Raw genomic sequence first — 21,687 nt, forward strand, 5'->3', positions numbered from 1 at the left:
TAACCCCTAAAAATGGCGTATATTTTTTTCTTTTGCGTAAGTTATATAAATCTTGAATCTACCACTTTGACTAAAGAGTGAAACATACCTCGCACAACTTTAATTTTTCGGTAAATAAATTAACTCAGAATATTTTTCACTTCTATTTTAAAAATATTTTCAATAGTTTTTCCGGCAGTTTTTTCCTCCCAGTTAAGGATATTGAGAAAAGTTTTTGCTGAGTGAGTTTCTACAACATCAATACCCCATTCTCCTGTTTGGAGAGTATCAGGAGAATCATTTAATGGAGGTGTTTTTTTTAAACCTCCCAGAATCAAGACATCAACAATTATATCCTTGTCATTTTTTTGAATTATTCGCTTTTCTATTAAAGCTTCAGCACATTTTTCACCAACTTGAGGTGGAGAAAAAACTTGATTTTCAAATAAAATTTCTACCATCCAATGAGGATGATTTAATTGCCGACATTTAAGTTGTGGGTATTTGCTTAAACCATTAATGAAAACTTCAGCAAATTCTTCCCTATTTAATTCAGGCAGAGTATTTTCTGAGAGTTCAAAATTGTGGGAAAGCAACATTCGTCCAGTTTGAGATTCAGTCATTATTTTATTTATCCTATGTTCTAGAAATTTTAATTCACAATTTTACAGCAGAAGTAAGAAGGAAGAAGTAAGAAGGAAGAAGGAAGAAGGAAGAAGGAAGAAGGAAAAATATTATGTTGTCTTAGTTTTAAGCTTTGGAGTTGTCCGCGCCCTTTCTTTCGACTGCTATATATCCTATTAGACCATAAATCAATACCATAGATAAAATTGATATGTCTATAAATTTCGGCATTGCTGAATTAAGGTATGAAAGTAGGTTTGTAGGGAATAGGGAATAGGGAATAGGGAACAGGGAACAGTTAATATTAACAAGTAGTTCAAAGCATCCAAAATACAAAATCAAAAATATAAAATTATCAAATCATACCCAGAATCAGCAACGGCTAAATTTCCAAGAAAAACAGTATAAATCAGAGGAATTGATATTAGACAAAAATTATTAGTTATTCAGACAATATTTTGATTTTCGATAAATTTTGCTAGGAATGTTCCATGGAAAATCTACTACTCCTGAATTTTCCCCTCTAACCATCAAAAAATTTCCAGACTTATCCATACTTACTCTTGCTTTATCTCCTAAAAAATTTCAACCAGTCAAAATCTGAGAAACCCAACGATGACAAATTTACTACTCCTGAATTTTCCCCTCTAACCATCAAAAAATTTCCAGAAGAAACCATGCTTACCCTGACTTTATACCCTGAAAAAATTTCAACCAGTCAAAATCTGAGAAACTCAATGATGAAAAATTTACTACTCCTGAATTTTCCCCTCCGACCGTCAAAAAATCTTCAGAGTTACCTATACTTAACCCTGACTTTATACCCTGAAAAAATTTCAACCAGTCAAAATCTGAGAAACTCAATGATGAAAAATTTACTACTCCTGAATTTTCCCCTCCGACCGTCAAAAAATTTCCAGAGGAACCCATATTTACTCTGACTTTATCCCCTGAAAAAATTTGTACAAGCCAAAATCTGAGAAACTCAATGATGAAAAATTTACTACTCCTGAATTTTCCCCTCCGACCGTCAAAAAATTTCCAGAGGAACCCATATTTACTCTGACTTTATCCCCTGAAAAAATTTGTACAAGCCAAAATCTGAGAAACCGACTCATAGAAAATTTACTATTTCTAGATTTTCCCCTCCGACCGTCAAAAAAATTCCAGAGGAACCCATATTTATTCTAGTTTTACCCTTAAAAAAATTCCCACAAAGCAAAATTTAAGAAATCTGCTAATAGATAATTTAGTCGTCTGGATTTTCAACTTCAATAATCAACTAAAATCCAGACAACAAACTAACACTTACTCCTCCTTTTCAATTATCCCTCCACCTAACAAAATATCTCCGTCATACCAAACAGCCGCTTGCCCAGGAGTTATACCAAAAACTGCCTCTTCAAACATTAACTTAACTCGAAAACCATCCTGTGGTTTCTCCTCATTAATACCCAAAGGAATAATATTTGCTGCTACAGGTAAACTACGATATCTCACTTGCACCTCCCCTCGTATAGGTATAGTTGGTGGGACAATAGAAACCCAATTAACTAACTTCACAGTGGACTCCATTTTTGACGCACTGTGGCGATCGCCCACTATTACCCGATTCATCACTGGGTCTAAATCAATCACATATAAAGGATGAGGGGCCGAAACTCCTAAACCTTTTCTTTGGCCAATTGTATAATGATGGACACCATCATGGTTTCCTAACACTCGCCCCTCTTGGTCAACTATTTCACCTTGATGGGGAGTAATATATTTATCCAAAAATGCCCGCATCGAACCGCTAGCTTCCACTAGACATAAATCCTGACTTTCAGGTTTATCAGCAGTTTTCAAACCATATTCTGCTGCAATCCGTCGGGTTTCACTTTTCACCATCTTTCCTAGAGGAAATACGGAACCAGCTAATAAGTCCTGTGTTAAATCGTACAGAAAATAAGACTGGTCTTTGTTACGGTCAATAGCACGTTTTAATTGATAGCGATCGCTTTCTGAATCATAATCAATTCGTGCATAATGCCCCGTGGCAATTTTGTCAATACCCAATTTTTCACGGCCATAAGCTAACATCGGGCCAAATTTCACAGCTTTATTACATTGAGAACAAGGTAGTGGAGTAATTCCGGCACTGTATCCTGTTACTAAATAATCAACAATATTTGCTTGAAATAAATCGCGACTATCCACAATATGATGGGGAATACCTAATTGTTCACAAATATGAGCAGCATCTACCATTCCTTCGGAACAACATTGACCTTTTCCTTTCATTAACCAAAGAGTTAAGCCTTCAACTTGATATCCTTGATGATGTAGTATTGCTGCGGTTGTGGAACTATCAACTCCACCAGAAAGACCGACTATAATTTTATTCATTGAATTTGAGGTTATAAAATCAAAACTATATGTATTTATCTTAAATTATAGATTTTTTGAAGAAGGAAGAGTTCAATAATTGATAATTGATAATTGATAATTGATAATTGCCTCTCCCTAAAAGGAAGAGGATTGAATAAAAGGAAAATTTTTTCTTGTTTCTCCTTTAAAGGAGAGGAATTTTACCTTAATTATTCGGTAAGAGGGAAGAAGGAAGAAGGAAAAATATTACTTTGTCTGAGTTTTAAGTTCTCGATCTTTCTTAACCTTTCCTTCGACTGCTATATATGAGACTGCACAGAATTATGAAATTTATTAATTTGTCTGTATTAATCTTAAGTAAGGAAGAAGGAAGAAGGAAGAAAAAATGGATGGGGACTCAAACCCCAATCAATTGTCAACACCGTGTAGACGGTGGGGTATTAAACCCAAAATAAAAAGATAATTTAGAATTGCTATATATAATCTCACGGGTGCATCTCATACCAAGCAAAAATACTTTTTTCCTATATATTCCCTGTTCCCTGTTCCCTGTTCCCTGTTCCCTAAAAGCAATAACTTTTTAGCTTTATTCACGCATTGAGATGCACCCAATTTCACTTTGTTTTATCCATATAATAAACTATGTTTGAGCGCCTGCTAAAAATCATCATTTATTTGCTCGACTCACCATGCCAAACCAATTATTTTTAATATTAAAATACAGAATTTCAAAAAATTCATTATTATCAATTATATTAGGAGGATTTTTAGCTATAAATCACCAAACTATCGCCCAAGGAAAAGTCATTAAAACTCAAATTTTACCCACCAATCAAAGGCAAAGCAAAACCACAAATTTTAGTCCCAATAGTAATACAAAAAAAAATGCACTATTAATAACAGAAAATACCAGCTTTCCAAGATCTCTTGAAGCATTACCTCCATCAACACTAAGACCCTCAATTCGACAGCAAGAACCAATATTTAATCCCATTGAAGTAAATCCATTTCCCAATTTACGGTATGTTGTCTATATTGAATCAGATAGTGCGTTGTTGTTAGGAATTATTCGGCGAAAAATCGAACCAAGAGCAGTATTGCGCTCTTTTGCAGGCAGCACTGTAATTCAAGTAGGAAGTTTTTCTCAGTTATTTTTCGCTTTAGATTTGTTAGATTATTTGGAAGAAAGAGGAATTAATGCCCAACTAGAAAAACTTGATTCAAATGAAGCTTTTGGTGAACCTGTAAAACCTGCAATTTTAGCAGCTAGTGTATATCCTCCAGTTAAACGTTCAATTGCTTATGGACTAAGTAATAGTAAATCTTATTATTTATTAATTCCTAGTAAGTCAACAAATTTAGCTTTAATTACATATAAATTGCGATTATTAGGAATTCCCGACCAAGGTATTCAAGTGACAGAAATTCCCGAAAATGTAGCGATAGGACCTTTTGAAAAGGAAGAAATAGCAGAAAAGTGGCAACGCTATTTATTAGATTCGGGGTTTGTTAATGTGGTTATTTACTTTGGTCGTTAAAAGTCAGTCAGAAGTTAAATTTAAAAGTTGATTGAAATACATTTTTAGGCAACAGGCAACAGGGAATATAGAATAGGGAATAGAGAATAGGGAATATATAGGAAAAAAGTATTTTTGTAAATATGAGATGCACCCTCCAAAACTGCTTTAAGTAAAATTTCAAGTCCCTTATGTATCAAGAAGAAAAAAGACAAAAAATCCTTTTAGTAAGTCCTATACTTTTAAACATAGGTAATTAGGGTTTGCTGAATCTTATATAGCGTTTCTCAAGTTATTGAGGTACATTTTTTCTTCTTTTCTACTCCCTGCTCTCTACTCCCTAATCTCTACTCCCTACTCCCTACTCCCTACTCCCTAAAATCAATGAACAATACTAAAGAAAAATTTGTAGTTACTGCTGCCCAAATGCGACAAATAGAAGAACGAATATTTGTTGCCGGAATGCCAGTAGCAGCATTAATGGAAAAAGTTGCAGGATTAGTAACACGAAGAATCGTAAAATTATTCAATCGTAATATTAGTAAAATTGGTATATTAGTAGGTCCTGGTCATAATGGCGGAGATGCTTTAGTCATAGCCAGAGAATTATATTTCCAAGGTTATGAAATAACAGTTTACTGTCCGATACTAAAACTTAAAGAATTAACAAATGCTCATAGTAAATATCTGCAATCTTTAGGAGTTAATTTTGTTGATAATATTTCCCCGATCAAAAATTGTGACTTGCTCATAGACGGTTTATTTGGCTTTGGTTTAGAACGAGAAATTACCGGATATTTAGCTAAAGCAATCAATGAAATTAATAGTTGGAAAAAACAGATATTTAGTATCGACTTACCTTCTGGAATTCATACAGATACAGGAGCAATTTTAGGAACAGCAATTTCTGCTAATCACACATTTTGTTTGGGTCTGTGGAAACAAGCATTTTTACAAGACCAAGCATTAGAATATATAGGTACATCTGAACTAATAGATTTTGATATTCCTCTGACAGATATTACAGCAATTTTAGGAGAAATTCCCACTATTGAAAGAATCACAAAAACATCTGCCACAGCAAATTTTCCCTTACCTCTTTCTCCCACAACCTATAAATATAAAAACGGTAATTTATTATTAATTGTAGGTTCCCATCGTTATAGTGGAGCAGCAATTTTAACAGGATTAGGAGCTAGAGCAACAGGTGTAGGAATGTTATCAATTGCCGTACCAGAATCAATTAAACCTATACTAAATAATCACTTACCAGAAGCACTAATTATTGGTTGTCCTGAAACAGAAACCGGAACAATAAAACAATTACCAAAAGATATAGATTTAAGTAAATTTGAAGCGATCGCCTGCGGACCTGGTTTAACCACAGAACCTAAATCTATAGTAGAAGCAATATTATCCGTAAATTGTCCGATAGTTCTAGATGCTGATGCTTTAAATATTTGTGATAATTTAGAAAAAAATTATTTAGTCAGTCAGCGTCAAGCACCAACAATTATTACACCCCACCCAGGAGAATTTAAACGTCTATTTCCTCACCTAGAAAATCAACTTAATAATCGGATATTATCAGCTAAAAAAGTAACTAAAAACAGTAACCTGATTTTAGTTTTCAAAGGAGCAAAAACAATTATTGCCAATAGTCAAAAAATATTGATTAATCCAGAAAGTACCCCTGCATTAGCAAGGGGAGGTAGTGGAGATGTATTAACAGGATTAGTTGGTGGTTTATTAGCTATTACTTCAGCTAAAACTTCACCACTCGAAGCTGTCAAAACAGCAGTTTGGTGGCACGCTCAAACGGCAATATTCGCAGCAAAAAAACGCACCGAGTTAGGAGTAGATGCTTTTACTTTAACTCAGTATTTAATCCCCGCACTAGAAAAAATATATAGCAATTCCTAAGAAGCGTGAACTACAAAATTCCTTGGTTTTAGGGAATAGGGAGTAGTAATTCGGGCAACAGGGAATAGCGGTGTGACCCCGCGAGGTGCGTTTGTCGCACCTAGTAGCGCACTCCTGTGAGAAAAGAAGAAATGTCATTGCACCTCAGTAACTTGAGAAATGCTATAACCTTTCTTAGTTTGATAAGAAACCAAAATCTGGAAACTGAAATACCTCCTTATTTATGCCTCAAAATTCTATCAGCACTTATTAACTAGGCAGGCATAAAAATATATATAAAACTGGGATATGGTGTTAAGTATTGAGGAGTCAAAATAATCCTTTTTCTCTTTTAAATTAACAAAAAATATCCGGCCTCAATCTTGATCTTTATAAAGAGATAAAAAAGAAAATCCTGAATCTTCAAAGCTTCCCTATTCCAGGAGTTACTGATAACTGATAACTGAATAGACCATTACTAGGTTTTTATTCCCTCGTTTAATTGTTCTTTTTTTAATTTAAACTATAGTTTTTTTATATGAGATGTAAATGTAGGTTAAGGTTTTTTATAATAAAAAAAGCACGCTTATTGATTGCTTTACCTCCTTGTATTTGCTAATATTTAATGCTGTTCTCCCTTCTTTACTATTCCCTCCATACCTTTTTCATAACACTTGGTTTCCACATCCCACATAAAAACGCTATACCTAACTTTAAGTCTAAAAATGCTATAATTAAATATTTATTCGGAGGAAAACCATCAATGGCAGGTGCTAAACTTAATACAAATTTATGGTTCGCTGAACAAATTACACCTTGGGATATTTATAAACATGGCATTGATCGAGTGCTGGTTTATCAAAAAACTAAATATCAGGAAATGTATATTGTTGAAGGTATCTATGGCAAAGCTTTAATACTAGATAATAAGTGGCAGTCGTGCACCAAAGAAGAATTTCTCTACCATGAATGCTTAGTACATCCAGCAATGATTTTTCATGAGTCCCCACGCAAAGTCTTAGTACTTGGAGGTGCAGAAGGAGCAACATTACGAGAAGTATTACGCTGGAAAACTGTGGAAAAATTAGTTATGGTTGATATAGATGGGGAAGTAGTAGATGCCTGCAAAAAGTATCTACCAGAAATGCACCAAAATTCTTTTGAAGACCCCCGGGTAGAATTAATTATTGATGATGCCCAGAATTTTTTAAACTCTTCTTCAGAAACTTGGGACGTGATTATTTCCGATCTAACTGACCCTATTGAGTTTGGTCTGTCTTTTCCCTTATTTACTCAGGAATACTTTCAAAAAATTTATCAAATTTTGTCTCCTGATGGAGTTGTTATGATACAAGCAGGTTCAATTTCTCCTGCCGAAATGTATCTTCATGTCCGGGTGCTTAAAACTTTACAAACTGTGTTTAATTATACTTATTCTGTAGAGCCTTATTCTGCCAGTTTTGGAACTCCATTAGGATTTGTTATTGCTTCGGACCAAGAACTTTCCTCTACACCAAACCCAGAAAAAGTAGACCTTTTATTAGCAGAAAAAACTATCGGTGGTTTAAAAGTTATGGATGGTATTTCTTTGTTAGGAATGTTGCAAATACCTTTGAATGTACGACAGGCGATCGCCACAGAAACTCAGATATATACTTTGAAATCTCCACCAAAATCTCTTCAGATTTCAGGTTGAAAACTAACAAGAAAATTACTACTCAATCAAGCAGTTGTAAATAATTTCATAAATTAAATTTTATCAGATAAAGCCGTTGGTAGAAAAACATACAGGAGTCAGAATGAATAGCTTCTGTAGGATTTCTTAAGTCGGAACTTCTACCAATTTGAAAAAAGAATGTGTTCAAATAATAAGTGCGATCAAAAGATTTTGTAGGAAATGTCCCTTTGACGAAAAAGAGAATTTACGACCGTTCAAACTGGTATTGAAGCAATTATCGTGTGACTCAGTCCGACTGACTTCCCCTCCAGGGATGGGTTAGAGGTGGGTTGACTCCTAAGAAATAGCCTAACTATTTGTAGCAAACATTTATCAAATTGGTATTATCTATCTTTTTAGTCAAAGAGATATCTACTGTAAAGTCTTTTAATGGCCAAAATTAATTCGTAACATTCTTTATTCTGCGTTTGCTATTAGATATCTTAAAGTTAGAATATGAAGCACATTCGTACTCCTAATTAGCTAGGTTTTAAAATGTTAAAACCTTAAAATTTAGACAACACCAAATTTTTCCAACTTCCTTGTTCCTTCTGCTATATTTATCCTTCATATAATAAATAAAATCTAGTTTTAATTATTAAAGTAATTTGATTAGAAAAAGGTGTAAAAGTTTAGCCAAAAACTTTGCAATTATTCCAGAAAATACACCAACTGGTGAAAAGATTAACAATTGATATCAAATGATTTCGATATTTGAGTCTGTAGTTATATCATGTCCGCTGGTATCGTTTGTATAAACCCAAGGGTGAATATCTACAAAAAATTTAAGTTTTTTTGGACTTTTAAGTCTTCCGTTCTAGATAACTAAAGCCTTCTTCCCTCTTCCAACTTCGGTCCTTCCTTACCTTTACATACAATACTGATGCTACCGGACTTGATATTACACCTTATATATCTTTCAACAGCACTTTAGAGAATGTTTGTCAAATAAATATAAGACCGCGTAGGGTGCCAAGGGTGTTACGTAATTCACTATCCAACAGCACGCGGTTCGTGAGGAGTCAAACCGACCATTATTCCATAAATTAAATTGTAAGCGTACCGTCACACACCCTACTTAGTTCTTAGGGCCACTTTCAATTTATTATAGATAAGTAAAAAACCACATAGAATAATCTTCTAACAATTCAGCATTCTCAGAATCTTCCATAACAGCTTCTAATTCAGCTAGTGGCAATATAAATTTTTGACTATCTGTAGTGCGCTCCAATTCTGCTAAGATTCCAGACTCTAAATCTAATTTATCATCTAACTTTAGCAGATTAAACACATCTGTATAGGATGGTTTTTTCTTCTTCAGCTTCTGATATTCTTTTTTACTCCCTGGACCCATAGTATAATATACTTCCCACTCAAATTCTTCTATTCCTGTTACTAAACAAGGAAATTCAAGATTTTGCTTGAGATATTTAAAAAAAGATTTTAAATTACTTTGATTAACTTTGAAATTACTTGTATTGAAAATTTCCTCTAACTTTTGCTCAAAAACTTCTAAATTAATTTGTTCTGCTTGATCATCATCTTCCATCCCTTGAAAAGCACCGATCTGCTGTAAAAAATTATCAATAGGTACACTAATAGTTATATTTTCTCCATTATTCAACTTACCAGTTTTCCCTGATATAATAGTCTCATCAATCTCAATTGGTTTTAGTTTTCTGGTATCAGGTTGAGACTTATTTTTATTTTGTTTTTGATTAGATTTTGGCATAAAGTTCTCCCCTTATCCAGGTTTATGATTAAAAATATCTATAAGTAAAAAAAATCAGTCGATCTATATTTCTTTAGGAGTAAATTATGACACAAATACTACAATCTCCAAAACCGATAGTTTATCAAGGACATTTTGGAGAATTTACGATCACAAAAAGCGATCGCCTTAGTGTCATTATTTATCGTAGTGGCCTGATGATAGCTGCCCTTAGTTTTGCATTAGGCAGCACCTTAGTCTTATGGCAAGGCAACAACCCAGCAGTGATTAAAGCACTAACACCTATCTACGGCTGTTTTTGTCTAGCTTTAGGTGTAAGTTTAGCCACTATTCATATCTATATGGCCATTTTACACCGACTACTCCAGTTATTTTGGATTATAGGGACTATTACTACAGTAATCTTAGCAATTAACAGTAGTCAGCCCCTGCCCTTAGTAGTTTACACTAATCCAATTACCATTTTGGGTGTTGGTTTTACCTTTGCGGCCTTGACTGGTATTTATTTCAAAGAAGCTTTTTGTTTTAACCGCCTAGAAACAAAATTCCTCACACCTTTAGTACCTTTTTTACTCCTATCTCATATGGCTAACTTTTTATTACTTGAATTCAAAGAGTTTTTATTGGGAATTTGGGCGTTTCTATTTATAATTTTTGCTATCCGAAAGGTATTCCAAGCAATACCTCCAGATATTGGTGATAAGAGTGTTTTTGAGTATTTACACAAAAAACAAGAAGAAGTAGCTCATAGCTAGAAAGAGCTATTAACAGTAAATATTACTGAAGTTAAATCAAGAAGATTGAGTCTTTTTGAATAGATAGTAGTTATAGCAAATCTAAAAAATTTTGCTACCTACATTTAGTTAAAAGTAAAAGTAATCAATAGTCAGTAGTCAGGAAAAACAGAATAACAACATTTACAGCAGATTCCAAATATATGAAGACATATATTAACAATTAAATGTTACCACTGCGGGCATCTTGCCCGCTATAGTTGTACCTCACCCCTGATGGAATCTACTGTACCAAAAGCCCTACTACGCTCATAACTTTGATTTTGCAAACTTATAAAGCACTCAAGTATAGCAAGATTTTTAGTAATTGATATTATCTAAAATTCAGTTTAAATAAATTACTTATGAAGGTCAAGAGTAAAGAACAGAAAAAAATTATAAATCTGTTTTATTAACCGGATTTAGTGTGAGATGAAATCTGTTACTTTCTTTCTTCTTTACTTCTTAGTTGATTACTTAAATGTATCCAAAAAACATTTTATTACAATGGCAGGAAAAATTAATTTTAATAATCCAGGTATGGATATTAATTTTAGGATTAATTATCTTTCTAATTACGATTTGCTGCTTTAATATTTATTCATTCTTAGCACTAACCTCCCCCATAAAAGCAGATATACTAATAGTTGAGGGTTGGATGTCTGACTATGCAGTAAAGTTAGCTATCGCTGAATTTCAGCAAGGTGCTTATCAAAAATTAATTACCACAGGTTCGCCCATAGGTAAGGGATATTATCTATCAGAATACAATAACTTTGCCGAACTAACAGCAGCAACTTTAATTACTTTAGGTTTCGATCCAGACCGAGTAGTTACGATACCAACTCCTCAAGTTGTTAAGTATCGCACTGCTGCCTCCGCTATTGCAGTTAAAGAATGGCTAACAACTTCTAATCTCAAAGTAGACTCTATCAATATCTATACTTTAGGACCCCACGCTCGCCGTAGCTGGATGATTTACCGAAATATTCTCAGTCCAGATATTCAGGTAGGTGTGATTGCTCTTGAACCTAAAGATTATAATCCTCACAGATGGTGGCAGTCTAGTGCAGGTATGCGGACTGTTGTTGGAGAGGCGATCGCTTATTTTTATACCCGTTTTGTCAATTGGACATCTTGAAGAAGAAGTTAGGAGTTAGTAGACAGGAAAAAGCATTAATTAGGCATTTAAGACCCATCACTCATTAAAGACTACCAAATTTTATGTTTGGTAGAGGGTCTTAAACGCACTTGCGAAACATAAAAATTTTACAGAATTCAATTCAAAATTCTGCACTTTGTTAATCCAACGTTTCCCCTACCTAAATTCTTTCTTGATAATTATAGGAGCTAAACTAAGTCTTATAATTAGGTTTTCATGAAAATGAATTAAATTAGTAGCGACGAGAGTTGTTTCTGCGACCACCGCCACCACCAAAGGAAGGCCTTTCCTCCCGTGGCTTTGCTTTGTTCACTTTTATTTCGCGATCCATCCATTCAGCACCATCAAGTGCCGCAATGGCCGCTTCTTCTTCTGCCTCAGTATCCATTTCCACGAATCCAAAACCACGAACGCGTCCTGTTTCACGGTCAGTTGGTAAATGAACCCGTTTGACAGAACCATATTCCTGAAAAACTTCAGATAGGTCATCCGTCGTGACCTCGTAGGATAAGTTGCCTACATAAATTGACATAGATATTCTCCAAAATTAAGATTTTTGTAGAGATTTAGATTTCGGAGAGAAGCTTGTCAATAGCGACAGGAAAGTAGCCCTCAATATAAACAAACATTATAACCGAATTTATTCTCACCTTCTATAATAGCACAATAGATATTTATATTCAGAGACTTTTTTGAAAATATTGAAAATATTTAAGACGAGAAAATGACCAACTAAGTTCGTTTCACTAAAGTCAGAAGTCAAAAGTCAGAAGTCAGAAGTGATATTTTAGACACTTATATAAAATCCGGTTATACAGTTATCGCACTTTCTACTTCCATTCAATGCAGACTTGAAGAAGGAGACAGGAGACAGGAGACAGGAGGAAAATTACATGGGGATAGTCAACGAAGGGCCGCTCCGCGTCTACGCTCCCCCAAGTAATGCGTGAACACCCCCGTTGACGGTGGGGTATTAAACCCACAAAGAAAATGATAAAATGCCGGAATATCCCCAGATAATTCCAACTCTCATCCTTTCTTCTTACTGACTCGTGAGTTCTGAGTTCTGACTCCTCTCATCATACAATAACTAATTATCCGGAACTATATTAAAACCTCTACTCTACAGTAATTTTAGCTTATTATTTGACTTCATCAGTTACCAACTATTTGTGACATTTTTTAAGTGAATTGGTATAAGTTCGTGTAGTCTTCTGTAAGGAATAACAAGAGCAAACAAAATAATGAAAAATAATTTACTCTGGAACACTTAAAATGAGCATTGCTCAATGAACAATGCTCAGTATTGAATGGGTTAGAGGTAAGCGCTTTGAGACAAATATTATGCGCTTACCACAGCTAAATTTAATTTTAAGACCCCGAATTAAAGTTGCTTAACCTCAGAAACCAACTTAGCAACCATATCCTTAGCACTGCCAAATAGCATCATAGTTTTATCCTTGTAGAACAAGTCATTGTCCACACCAGCAAAACCAGTGCTAAGACCGCGCTTAATCACAATAGTATGCTTTGCCTTATCAACATCGAGAATGGGCATTCCATAAATCGGACTATTCTGATCCGCACGCGCCGCCGGATTAACCACGTCATTCGCTCCAATCACCAAAGCTACATCTGCCTGGTCAAACTGAGGATTAATGTCATCCATATCATATAACTGGGGATAAGGCACATTTGCCTCTGCCAACAATACATTCATGTGTCCAGGCATCCGTCCTGCAACTGGGTGAATAGCATACTTAACCTCAACACCCAATCCTTCCAACTGGTCTGTCAACTCACGGACAGAATGTTGTGCTTGAGCAACAGCCATACCATAACCAGGTACAATTACCACAGAACGCGCATAACCCAACATCATTGCACCCTCTTCAGGGTCAATACTACGAACAGACTTATCAGTTGTACCACCAGCAGCAGCAGGACCACCACCTTCACCAGTACCAAATGCAGCAAACAGTACATTAGTCAAGGAACGGTTCATACCCTTACACATAATTACTGTGAGAATAATTCCAGAAGCACCAACCAATGCACCAGCAATGATCAACATATTGTTCATCACCACAAAACCAGCAGCACTAGCAGCTAGTCCAGAAAATGAGTTCAACAAAGAAATCACAACTGGCATATCGCCACCACCAATAGGGATGACAAACATTATACCCAATACTAGGGATACGCCTACCAATGCTAAAAATATGGGTAAGTTGAATGGCGTGACACATAGATAGACACTACCAACAATAAACCCACCAAATAGGAGAGCATTAACAGGTTGTTGCAATGGGAAAGTGATCGGAGAACCACTCATAATTCCCTGTAGTTTAGCAAAAGCAATTACAGAACCTGTAAAAGTTACGCCACCAATTAATACGCCCAATAATGCTGTAATAGTAGTAGGCAATGGAGGAGACTGAGCAACAGCCAAATACCGCCAAAACTCACCTACTGCCACCATTGCAGAAGCAGCACCACCCAAACCGTTGAATAAACCAACCATTTGAGGCATATCAGTCATTTCTACTTTGTAAGCACCGATCGCTCCAATAATGGAACCGACAACAATTGCTACCAAAATCATCTCATAGTTGATTACTTCCTTTTCTAGCAGGGTTGCTACAATAGCAATCAACATTCCCACTGATGCTAATAAATTACCATTACGAGCTGTAGCTGGAGAACCCAACTTTTTCAGCCCCACGAAAAATAGAGATACTGCTACTAGGTAGCTTAACTGGATTCCGGTTGGTATAAAGTCAGTCATTATGCAGCCTCCTTTTTCTTGAACATTTGCAACATCCGGTCTGTTACTAAAAAGCCACCAACTACGTTAATGGTGGCAAAAACGACAGCAATTAAACCTAAAATCACAGTGACATTCCAATCTTTGTCACCAGCAATAATTAGTGCGCCCAAAACTGCAATTCCTGAGATGGCATTTGCTCCAGACATCAGGGGAGTGTGCAGAGTTGGTGGCACTTTATTAATAACTTCAAATCCGGCAAATGATGCCAAGACGAATACGAATAAAGCTGCAATTAATGTTTCACTCATAGTCCTTTTACAGTTAATTTTTGACTTCTTGCTTTTGTTGTTGTTAAAAGTTTTATCCAAAAAGTTGACTAAGTAAGACCGCATTAAATTAAAATTTCAGCTATAGCAGGGAACAGGGAACAGGGAACAGGGAACAGTGGTAAAAGCTTTCCTCTGTCTCAGGTTCATCATAAATCTCTGTCAAACACCAACTCTTTCCTTGCTATACTAGCTAATTTGGCATCAAATTTATCTTCATCACAGATAGATGATGAAAAACTGCTTAATTTACCAAATACAACTTTTAACCAAATGCTATTTTACGGATATTCAAACTTAGCAATACTTTTCAGATTGAGATTAACTAACTAACAGCAACACCTAAAGCATCTTTGACTCTTTGATTGCGAATTTCACCACCATGGGCAACACAAGCACCAGCAATGATGTCATCCTCAAAATCAAGATTTAGCTCTCCATCCTTAATCATCAATTTGAGTAAAGCGGAAATATTTTTGGCATACAATTCACTAGCATGAACTGGCATAGTTGCTGGCAAGTTTACCGGACCGATAATAGTCACACCATTCCACTGTACATTTTTGCCTGCTTCAGTACATTCACAGTTTCCACCCTGTGATGCTGCCATATCAACTATCACTGCACCTGGTTTCATTTGGTCTACCATTTCTTTAGTTACTAGCAATGGCGCTTTTTTGCCAGGAACTTGAGCAGTAGTAATTACAATATCCGAAGCAGCAACGTGCTGTGTGAGAACTTCACGAGTGTGTTGTTTAGCTTGCTCAGAAAGTTCTTTGGCATAACCACCCTCAGCAACAGTATCTTCCTGGAGAGTCACGTCTACAAACTTGGCTCCCAAGCTTTGCACTTGTTCTTTAACTTCTGGACGAATATCAAATGCTTCTACTACCGCACCTAGACGACGAGCAGTAGCGATCGCCTGTAAACCTGCAACCCCCGCACCCATTACTAATACTTTGGCAGGTTTAATTGTACCTGCTGCAGTAGTTAACATTGGGAAAAACTTGGGTAAAGCAGCAGAAGCGAGCAAAACTGCTTTATATCCACCAATATTAGCTTGGGAAGATAAAGCATCCATAACTTGCGCTCTACTGGTACGAGGAATCAACTCCATACTGAATGCAGTTATTTTCCGCTCCGCTAAACGTTGGACGATAGCAGGGTTGCCTAAAGGATCGAGGAAACTAATTAAAACAGTACCCTCTCGTAACTTATCAATTTCTGATTCCTGTAGTACCCCAATTTTTAGAAGTACCTCAGTTTCATGCCACAGGGCGTCACTATCAGAAATTATTTTTGCTCCAGCTTGTTCGTAAGCTCCATCAAAGAAGAAAGACTTTTCTCCCGCACTTGCTTCTACCTGGATTTCTAATCCCTGTTTGACTAATCGTGCTATAACATCGGGAACTAAGGCCACACGGGATTCATTGACCAGAGTTTCCTTAGCTACTGCTATTCTCATAAATTCTCCTTGTCTACTTAAAGTTTGATTTCCTTACCTAAGAACCCTACCTAAAATCATGGGCCTGAGTTAGCTAGCTATAGCTATGTTTATTGTTCTTTTACTAATAATTATTAGGCTGATATTTCGTTGCTCATTGCTATCTTTAACTTGTCTTATGAATTCAAGGTGGACATTAAGAAAATATGTGATTTTTAAGACTAAATACTTGGTCATTATTGAAGCTTGAACAAATTCAAAAAAATTGCTAAATAAAGAGGATATTAAATAAATTTGTGGAGATTACTCTCAAAGTCAATATTTTTAATTTGTCAGTTTGAATAGAGATACTACTCCCTACTCCCTACTTTGGTGGAAATATCTATTTTAAAAATCCTGTTTATACTATTAGGCATCTCCAAAAATCAAAAATCAAATCAATTATCATAAATAAATCATCAATTATCAAAATAACATGGGTCTAAAACCCCGCCTTTTAAGGCGCAATATTTGTGGAGCGAAGTTCAAATCCGCTACTTCCCCTCCTGGGAGGGGTTAGGGGTGGGTTAACTTCTGACTTCTGACTTCTGACTTCGTTAATTCCCCCTACTCCCTACTCCCTCAGATATCTATTTTCAAAATCCCTAATGCAGGATGGCGAAAATAACTGACCAGTTACAAAAATTACAAATCAATACTTTTGACTGTCAGATGTGCGTCTTACATTCTGTTTGCGGAGCGTTTCGGGAGGAAACGGAAACCTCGCTAATTAGAACTCGTTTTTAACTTTTGACTTTTAACTTCCTCTCAATACTTTTGACTTTTAACTTTTGACTTTTAACTTCCGCGTAGCAGCACTAGCCGTATATATAAAATCTTGATAAAGTTTTAGTGAAGAGATTTTAAAATTAGAGGAAGTTTTATGAAACGTATACTTTCTACTTTGCTGGTTAGCAGTTGCTTATTAACAGGTGTACCAATTGCTAGCTTGGCTCAAGGGATGCCAGGATTTACATTATTTGGTGGCCCAGAACAAAAAAATCAGTTAAACTTTCGTTTAGATTCTGGTAGGTCCGGGACTTGGGATCGTTATCGACTAAGGATACCAGCAAACAAATTAAATTTAGCAGTTGCCCAGTTATCAATTTTTTATCCCAATTACTACAAAGGTTCATTTGATACTGACAAAATAGAAATTCGTGTTGGGGGAGGAAGTTCAGAAAAACCAGAATCAATACCTATTGATGAAATAGTATGGGACAAAGAAAATAATTTTGTCGAAATTTACCCTGCTGAACCTATCCCTGCGGGTAATAAAATTGAAGTAGTTTTCAGCAATGTCAGAAATCCAAGATTTGGTGGAATGTACCACTTTAATGCCAATATTAGGACTCCTGGTGATGTGCCTTTACTACGTTATATTGGCACATGGCTTTTGACCATAGAATAAGATATTCGACCGAGAAATAGACGATAGATTTGCCCTATTTTACTTTATATGATATATGTGCTATAATAAGGGATTGTGACTTTAAATTGTGATTAGATTAGTGGCTAAGGAGCAGAAAAAATGACTCAAAGGACTTTACATGGTACAAGTAGAAAAAGAAGAAGAGTATCTGGCTTTAGAACAAGAATGCGTACTAGAAATGGCCGAGCAGTAATTAAAGCACGTCGGCAAAAAGGGCGGGAGCGTCTAGCAGTCTATTAGAAAAAGAAAATTAGAAATAATTCTGATGATTATAGACAAATTTTAAATAATCTCACTATGTTGCCTATCGAAAACAGGCTGCGTCATCATAAAGATTTTGGTGCTGTATATCAAAAAGGAATTCGCAAGAATAGTTCTTATCTGACATTAAAGGCTCTGCGTCATCAGCAAGAGCCTAAGTTACCTCAAGGTGCAGATAATTTAGAATCTATGCAACCTACTCGCATAGGCATTACTATTAGCAAAAAAGTCAGCAAAGGAGCAGTAGTCCGAAATCGAATTAAACGCCAAATTAGAGCAGCTTTACGTCAAATGTTGCCATTCATTTCCAAAGGATGGGATATAGTGATTGTAGTTAAACCAACAGCTCAACAGTGCAATTATTCTCAATTTCTGCAACAATTAGAAGAGTTATTGACACAAGTGGAGGTGTTGGATGGGTATTCGAGAGGAAGCCTTTTATGAAGGTGGTCCCCACATAGGAGATTTAATTCTTAACTTATTTATTGGTTTAACAATTATTGGCCTACCTCTAACTGTTGCTGCTATTGTGAGGGCTTTATGGCTACGCTATAGGATTACTAATCGTCGAGTTTCCGTAATAGGAGGCTGGATGGGACAAGATAGAACAGATATTGTTTACTCAGAAATTGTCAAAATAGCAAAAGTACCCAGGGGATTAGGAGCTTGGGGGGACTTGGTAGTTACTCTCAGAAATGGTACTCGTTTAGAACTCAGGGCAATACCAAGATTTAGAGAGATTGAATCTTACATAACTGAAAAGATGACTGCAAAAGCTCAAAAAACTAATAGTCCTACTAATTGATAGTTATTTAACTATTATTTTTCAAAGCTACTATGTCTTTCAATTAGCTACTACTATAATATCGACCTAGTAAATGTTCTTATAAATGACTAATTTATATGTATTGAACTAGATACCTTTATTATATAGTAATCAAAAATTAAAAATAGTCGAAATTAGAAATATCACCAGCCCCAAGGTTGACATAAAATAATGGATTTTGGTATAGGGTTTCTTTCCAACAATATAATGCTGCCGATCCTAGATTTTTTCTACGGGATCGTACCAAGTTATGGTCTAGCGATCGTAGCTTTAACTCTTGTAATTCGCGCAAGTCTCTACCCGTTAAATGCGGGGTCAATTAGGAATATGCGTAAGATGAAAGTTACGCAACCTTTGATGAAAAAGCGACAAGAGGAGATTCAAAAACGCTATAAAGACGATCCACAAAAACAGCAGGAAGAAATGGGTAAACTGATGAAAGAGTTTAATCCATTGGCAGGATGTTTGCCACTGCTATTTCAAATGCCTATACTTTTTGCCTTGTTTGCAACTCTGCGTGGATCGCCCTTTACTAATATTAATTACACTGTAGATATACAAATATTTCCTCAAGAACAACTAGAGCGAATTCAACCACAAGCTTATATAACTTCACCTCAAAATATATATGTTAATGATGGTGTCCACTTTCCTATTTTTGCCTTGATGCCTAGTGGTAATAAGTTAGTTGTTGGAGATAAGACTCACGTCGAATTTCAAACAGTAGAAGGTAAATCTCTAGAAACTCTGAAACAGGAATATAATCAAACCGAAGTTAAACCTACATGGACTATAACTAAAGGTTCAGAAAGAGTTCAAATCGATGGAGACGGTAACTTAGTAGCTTTACAACCAGGGGATGCTACAATTCAAGGTACTATCCCAGGAATTGCAGCAAATAAAGGATTTCTATTTATTAAAGCTCTAGGTCGTGTAGGTGCCTTTGATGAAAATGGGAAGATTCACTGGGATATATTAATTATGGTGATTGGTTTTGGAGTTAGTATCTATGCTAGTCAGACAATATCAGGTAAAGGACCAGGGGCTAACAATGCTAATCCTAATCAAGACTCAATTAACAAAATCACTCCCTTTTTGTTTTCAGGAATATTTCTGTTTACTCCTTTACCGGCAGGTGTGTTACTTTATATGCTCATAGCTAACATATTTCAAACGGTTCAGGCTTTTATTTTATCAAAGGAACCATTACCTGAGAACCTACAGAAATTAGTAGAAGAGTCACAGCCAAAAACAACAAAAACAGGAAAGGGAAGAGAAGCATTACCCTTTGAACCAGGACGTTCTAAGAAGAAAGCTTAATGCTAGTAATGAACGATAGTTATTATATAGAACAAGGATTAGACCAAGGAAAGCAATGGCTAGAGAAACTGCTAATTTTAGCAGAAATTCCAGCAAAAGTCACAGGTCAACAACAAGAAGACGGCTATTGGTTAATCATAGATGAGACAAATCTGACACCAGAACAAGTTTCTATTCTAGTAGGATTTGATGGTAAAGCAATTGATGCAATTCAGTATCTTGTTAATACAATTCTGAATATAGCTCATGATTCAGAACAGCATTTGTCCTACACTGTGGAAATAGCCGGTTATCGAGTTCGCCGTCAAGAAGAACTCCTATTAATAGCAGAGTATGCAGCCAAAAAAGTACGTTTGACTGGTGAAGAACATGAGTTAACATCTCTATCTTCTGCCGAACGTCGTCAAATACATACTATGCTTCAAGACTGTGAAGATTTAGAAACTTACAGTCATGGACAGGAACCAGACCGCCGTTTAGTAGTGAAAATTAGAAGTTAATGACCAATAGAAAATATATAGAAAATATTTGGAGAAAAGAATGATTTATAGAGATTAAAATCATTAGTGTAAGTAAAGCAAATTCAGAATTCTATCAAAAATGGAGCGAGAGGACTCCCGGTAAATCTGAGATTATACCGGGAGATGGATCGCGACCAAACAAACAATAAGCACTCCATTAAGAAAGTATCTGTAAAATAAATCTTAAGAGATGCTCAAAAGTTTAGGTTTTACTGGGTTACGGTGAATCACAAAGCTAACTATTAACTTTAACCATGTAATCTGCGCAATCCAAATCGTGAGGTTTGGGAGTCTCACTTTATAATCGCGAGATTTAATGGGAGAGGATGTCAAACTCAGAATTCTGAATAGCTGATATGGAATAAGTGAGGTATAAGGAAGATGGAAGTAATACATATTCCCAGTCTACTAAAAAAAACTGAGCAGACTGAGGCTATTAAGTTTGAAGAATTTATATCAGACTTGGACACACTGACTCCAGTTAGAGGCTATTTACAAGTAACTCATCATGGCAATTATCTGGAAGTTAAAGGAAAATCAGAAACAATTATTACTCTCACTTGTGATAGATGTTTAAAACAGTACAACTATAAATTGGCGATCGCTCCAAAAGAATTAATTTGGTTTCAAGAAATTAAAGAGCAAAAGGATTTATTTCAGATAGAAGTAGAAAATTCTGTGGAAGATTTGGTGGAAACTTTACCTCCAGATGGATATTTTAACCCTAAAGAATGGGTATATGAACAGTTGTGTTTGGCAGTTCCTCCCAGAAAGTTATGCGATAAAAATTGCCAGGGAATTAAATTATCTGAAAAAAATGGCTCTTCATTAATGATAGACCGGCGATGGGCTGGTTTAGAATCTATCAAAAAACAACTGAATATAAATAATAATTGAAATTTTAATCAGAAAGTTAGCTGTTAAATATTAAATAAAAAATTTTTTTTTTACTGGCAATACACTGAAGATTAT

General features: G+C 35.6%; 21 protein-coding genes. 13 read left to right on the forward strand and 8 right to left on the reverse strand.

The features are described from left to right. Nucleotides 1-119: 119 nt before the first annotated feature. The 3 genes from F6K27_RS03585 to mnmA form a co-directional block, all read right to left on the reverse strand. Complete coding sequence (locus F6K27_RS03585; RefSeq protein ID WP_287273966.1) at nucleotides 120-602, reverse strand: DUF2656 domain-containing protein; 483 nt, start codon at nucleotides 600-602, stop codon at nucleotides 120-122. Between the two features lie 682 nt (nucleotides 603-1,284). Further along, nucleotides 1,285-1,533: a hypothetical protein gene (locus F6K27_RS03590; RefSeq protein ID WP_287284195.1), complete on the reverse strand. Its 249-nt coding sequence runs from the start codon at nucleotides 1,531-1,533 to the stop codon at nucleotides 1,285-1,287. Nucleotides 1,534-1,911: 378 nt separating this feature from the next. Next, nucleotides 1,912-3,006 (reverse strand): tRNA 2-thiouridine(34) synthase MnmA, encoded by a 1,095-nt coding sequence (gene mnmA / locus F6K27_RS03595; protein ID WP_287274083.1) that lies wholly within the window; start codon nucleotides 3,004-3,006, stop codon nucleotides 1,912-1,914. A gap of 290 nt (nucleotides 3,007-3,296) precedes the next feature. On the opposite strand from mnmA, the gene F6K27_RS03600 reads away from it, so the two are divergent. The 4 genes from F6K27_RS03600 (at nucleotide 3,297) to F6K27_RS03615 (ending at nucleotide 8,088) form a co-directional block, all read left to right on the forward strand. Continuing rightward, the gene (locus F6K27_RS03600; RefSeq protein WP_287273967.1) at nucleotides 3,297-3,428 is read left to right on the forward strand and encodes a hypothetical protein; all 132 of its coding nucleotides are present in this window, start codon (nucleotides 3,297-3,299) and stop codon (nucleotides 3,426-3,428) included. Nucleotides 3,429-3,662: 234 nt separating this feature from the next. Then, entirely contained in the window at nucleotides 3,663-4,511 is an 849-nt protein-coding gene (locus F6K27_RS03605; protein WP_287273969.1) for a hypothetical protein, read from the forward strand. A gap of 363 nt (nucleotides 4,512-4,874) precedes the next feature. Continuing rightward, on the forward strand, nucleotides 4,875-6,413 hold the full coding sequence (locus F6K27_RS03610) for an NAD(P)H-hydrate dehydratase (protein ID WP_287273971.1): 1,539 nt from the start codon (nucleotides 4,875-4,877) through the stop codon (nucleotides 6,411-6,413). A gap of 742 nt (nucleotides 6,414-7,155) precedes the next feature. Continuing rightward, nucleotides 7,156-8,088, forward strand: coding sequence for a spermidine synthase (locus F6K27_RS03615; RefSeq protein WP_287273973.1), 933 nt, complete (start codon nucleotides 7,156-7,158; stop codon nucleotides 8,086-8,088). A 1,126-nt stretch (nucleotides 8,089-9,214) separates the two neighbouring features. Here F6K27_RS03615 and F6K27_RS03620 read toward each other — a convergent pair. Further along, nucleotides 9,215-9,841, reverse strand: coding sequence for a calcium-binding protein (locus tag F6K27_RS03620; RefSeq protein ID WP_124154982.1), 627 nt, complete (start codon nucleotides 9,839-9,841; stop codon nucleotides 9,215-9,217). 86 nt (nucleotides 9,842-9,927) lie between these two features. On the opposite strand from F6K27_RS03620, the gene F6K27_RS03625 reads away from it, so the two are divergent. Continuing rightward, nucleotides 9,928-10,596, forward strand: coding sequence for a DUF2301 domain-containing membrane protein (locus F6K27_RS03625; RefSeq protein ID WP_287273975.1), 669 nt, complete (start codon nucleotides 9,928-9,930; stop codon nucleotides 10,594-10,596). Nucleotides 10,597-11,095: 499 nt separating this feature from the next. Further along, complete coding sequence (locus tag F6K27_RS03630) at nucleotides 11,096-11,755, forward strand: ElyC/SanA/YdcF family protein (RefSeq protein WP_287273977.1); 660 nt, start codon at nucleotides 11,096-11,098, stop codon at nucleotides 11,753-11,755. Nucleotides 11,756-12,008: 253 nt separating this feature from the next. Here F6K27_RS03630 and F6K27_RS03635 read toward each other — a convergent pair whose 3' ends face one another. The 4 genes from F6K27_RS03635 to F6K27_RS03650 form a co-directional block, all read right to left on the reverse strand. Next, nucleotides 12,009-12,308, reverse strand: coding sequence for an RNA-binding protein (locus F6K27_RS03635; protein ID WP_287273978.1), 300 nt, complete (start codon nucleotides 12,306-12,308; stop codon nucleotides 12,009-12,011). Nucleotides 12,309-13,160: 852 nt separating this feature from the next. Continuing rightward, nucleotides 13,161-14,564: an NAD(P)(+) transhydrogenase (Re/Si-specific) subunit beta gene (locus F6K27_RS03640; protein WP_287273979.1), complete on the reverse strand. Its 1,404-nt coding sequence runs from the start codon at nucleotides 14,562-14,564 to the stop codon at nucleotides 13,161-13,163. Further along, complete coding sequence (locus F6K27_RS03645) at nucleotides 14,564-14,854, reverse strand: NAD(P) transhydrogenase subunit alpha (protein ID WP_094678584.1); 291 nt, start codon at nucleotides 14,852-14,854, stop codon at nucleotides 14,564-14,566. The genes F6K27_RS03640 and F6K27_RS03645 overlap by 1 nt, the downstream gene beginning before the upstream one ends. Before the next feature lie 343 nt (nucleotides 14,855-15,197). After that, entirely contained in the window at nucleotides 15,198-16,337 is a 1,140-nt protein-coding gene (locus tag F6K27_RS03650) for a Re/Si-specific NAD(P)(+) transhydrogenase subunit alpha (protein ID WP_287273980.1), read from the reverse strand. Between the two features lie 901 nt (nucleotides 16,338-17,238). Between F6K27_RS03650 and F6K27_RS03655 the strand changes: the two genes are divergently transcribed. The 7 genes from F6K27_RS03655 to F6K27_RS03685 all read left to right on the forward strand — a co-directional run bounded on the left by F6K27_RS03655 (nucleotide 17,239) and on the right by F6K27_RS03685 (nucleotide 21,612). Then, nucleotides 17,239-17,766: a DUF2808 domain-containing protein gene (locus F6K27_RS03655; RefSeq protein ID WP_124147109.1), complete on the forward strand. Its 528-nt coding sequence runs from the start codon at nucleotides 17,239-17,241 to the stop codon at nucleotides 17,764-17,766. A 120-nt stretch (nucleotides 17,767-17,886) separates the two neighbouring features. Next, complete coding sequence (gene rpmH, locus F6K27_RS03660) at nucleotides 17,887-18,027, forward strand: 50S ribosomal protein L34 (protein WP_124147110.1); 141 nt, start codon at nucleotides 17,887-17,889, stop codon at nucleotides 18,025-18,027. Nucleotides 18,028-18,084: 57 nt separating this feature from the next. Then, the gene (rnpA, locus tag F6K27_RS03665; RefSeq protein WP_287273981.1) at nucleotides 18,085-18,492 is read left to right on the forward strand and encodes a ribonuclease P protein component; all 408 of its coding nucleotides are present in this window, start codon (nucleotides 18,085-18,087) and stop codon (nucleotides 18,490-18,492) included. Continuing rightward, nucleotides 18,464-18,853: a PH domain-containing protein gene (locus F6K27_RS03670; protein WP_287273983.1), complete on the forward strand. Its 390-nt coding sequence runs from the start codon at nucleotides 18,464-18,466 to the stop codon at nucleotides 18,851-18,853. Before rnpA ends, F6K27_RS03670 begins: the two co-directional genes overlap by 29 nt. Before the next feature lie 192 nt (nucleotides 18,854-19,045). Beyond that, nucleotides 19,046-20,194, forward strand: coding sequence for a membrane protein insertase YidC (gene yidC / locus F6K27_RS03675; RefSeq protein ID WP_287273985.1), 1,149 nt, complete (start codon nucleotides 19,046-19,048; stop codon nucleotides 20,192-20,194). Then, nucleotides 20,194-20,694, forward strand: coding sequence for a R3H domain-containing nucleic acid-binding protein (locus tag F6K27_RS03680; RefSeq protein ID WP_287273987.1), 501 nt, complete (start codon nucleotides 20,194-20,196; stop codon nucleotides 20,692-20,694). Before yidC ends, F6K27_RS03680 begins: the two co-directional genes overlap by 1 nt. Nucleotides 20,695-21,096: 402 nt before the next feature. After that, nucleotides 21,097-21,612: a DUF177 domain-containing protein gene (locus F6K27_RS03685; RefSeq protein WP_124147115.1), complete on the forward strand. Its 516-nt coding sequence runs from the start codon at nucleotides 21,097-21,099 to the stop codon at nucleotides 21,610-21,612. Nucleotides 21,613-21,687 lie beyond the last annotated feature (75 nt).

Source organism: Okeania sp. SIO2F5 (genome assembly GCF_010692685.1).
GTDB lineage: Bacteria > Cyanobacteriota > Cyanobacteriia > Cyanobacteriales > Microcoleaceae > Okeania > Okeania hirsuta.

Coding starts and splice junctions, on each gene's coding strand:
- F6K27_RS03585 (WP_287273966.1), bottom strand. CDS start 602: ATGACTGAATCTCAAACTGGACGAATGTTGCTTTCCCACAATTTTGAA.
- F6K27_RS03590 (WP_287284195.1), bottom strand. CDS start 1,533: ATGGGTTCCTCTGGAAATTTTTTGACGGTCGGAGGGGAAAATTCAGGA.
- F6K27_RS03600 (WP_287273967.1), top strand. CDS start 3,297: ATGAAATTTATTAATTTGTCTGTATTAATCTTAAGTAAGGAAGAAGGA.
- F6K27_RS03605 (WP_287273969.1), top strand. CDS start 3,663: ATGCCAAACCAATTATTTTTAATATTAAAATACAGAATTTCAAAAAAT.
- F6K27_RS03610 (WP_287273971.1), top strand. CDS start 4,875: ATGAACAATACTAAAGAAAAATTTGTAGTTACTGCTGCCCAAATGCGA.
- F6K27_RS03615 (WP_287273973.1), top strand. CDS start 7,156: ATGGCAGGTGCTAAACTTAATACAAATTTATGGTTCGCTGAACAAATT.
- F6K27_RS03620 (WP_124154982.1), bottom strand. CDS start 9,841: ATGCCAAAATCTAATCAAAAACAAAATAAAAATAAGTCTCAACCTGAT.
- F6K27_RS03625 (WP_287273975.1), top strand. CDS start 9,928: ATGACACAAATACTACAATCTCCAAAACCGATAGTTTATCAAGGACAT.
- F6K27_RS03630 (WP_287273977.1), top strand. CDS start 11,096: ATGTATCCAAAAAACATTTTATTACAATGGCAGGAAAAATTAATTTTA.
- F6K27_RS03635 (WP_287273978.1), bottom strand. CDS start 12,308: ATGTCAATTTATGTAGGCAACTTATCCTACGAGGTCACGACGGATGAC.
- F6K27_RS03640 (WP_287273979.1), bottom strand. CDS start 14,564: ATGACTGACTTTATACCAACCGGAATCCAGTTAAGCTACCTAGTAGCA.
- F6K27_RS03645 (WP_094678584.1), bottom strand. CDS start 14,854: ATGAGTGAAACATTAATTGCAGCTTTATTCGTATTCGTCTTGGCATCA.
- F6K27_RS03650 (WP_287273980.1), bottom strand. CDS start 16,337: ATGAGAATAGCAGTAGCTAAGGAAACTCTGGTCAATGAATCCCGTGTG.
- F6K27_RS03655 (WP_124147109.1), top strand. CDS start 17,239: ATGAAACGTATACTTTCTACTTTGCTGGTTAGCAGTTGCTTATTAACA.
- rpmH (WP_124147110.1), top strand. CDS start 17,887: ATGACTCAAAGGACTTTACATGGTACAAGTAGAAAAAGAAGAAGAGTA.
- rnpA (WP_287273981.1), top strand. CDS start 18,085: ATGTTGCCTATCGAAAACAGGCTGCGTCATCATAAAGATTTTGGTGCT.
- F6K27_RS03670 (WP_287273983.1), top strand. CDS start 18,464: ATGGGTATTCGAGAGGAAGCCTTTTATGAAGGTGGTCCCCACATAGGA.
- yidC (WP_287273985.1), top strand. CDS start 19,046: ATGGATTTTGGTATAGGGTTTCTTTCCAACAATATAATGCTGCCGATC.
- F6K27_RS03680 (WP_287273987.1), top strand. CDS start 20,194: ATGCTAGTAATGAACGATAGTTATTATATAGAACAAGGATTAGACCAA.
- F6K27_RS03685 (WP_124147115.1), top strand. CDS start 21,097: ATGGAAGTAATACATATTCCCAGTCTACTAAAAAAAACTGAGCAGACT.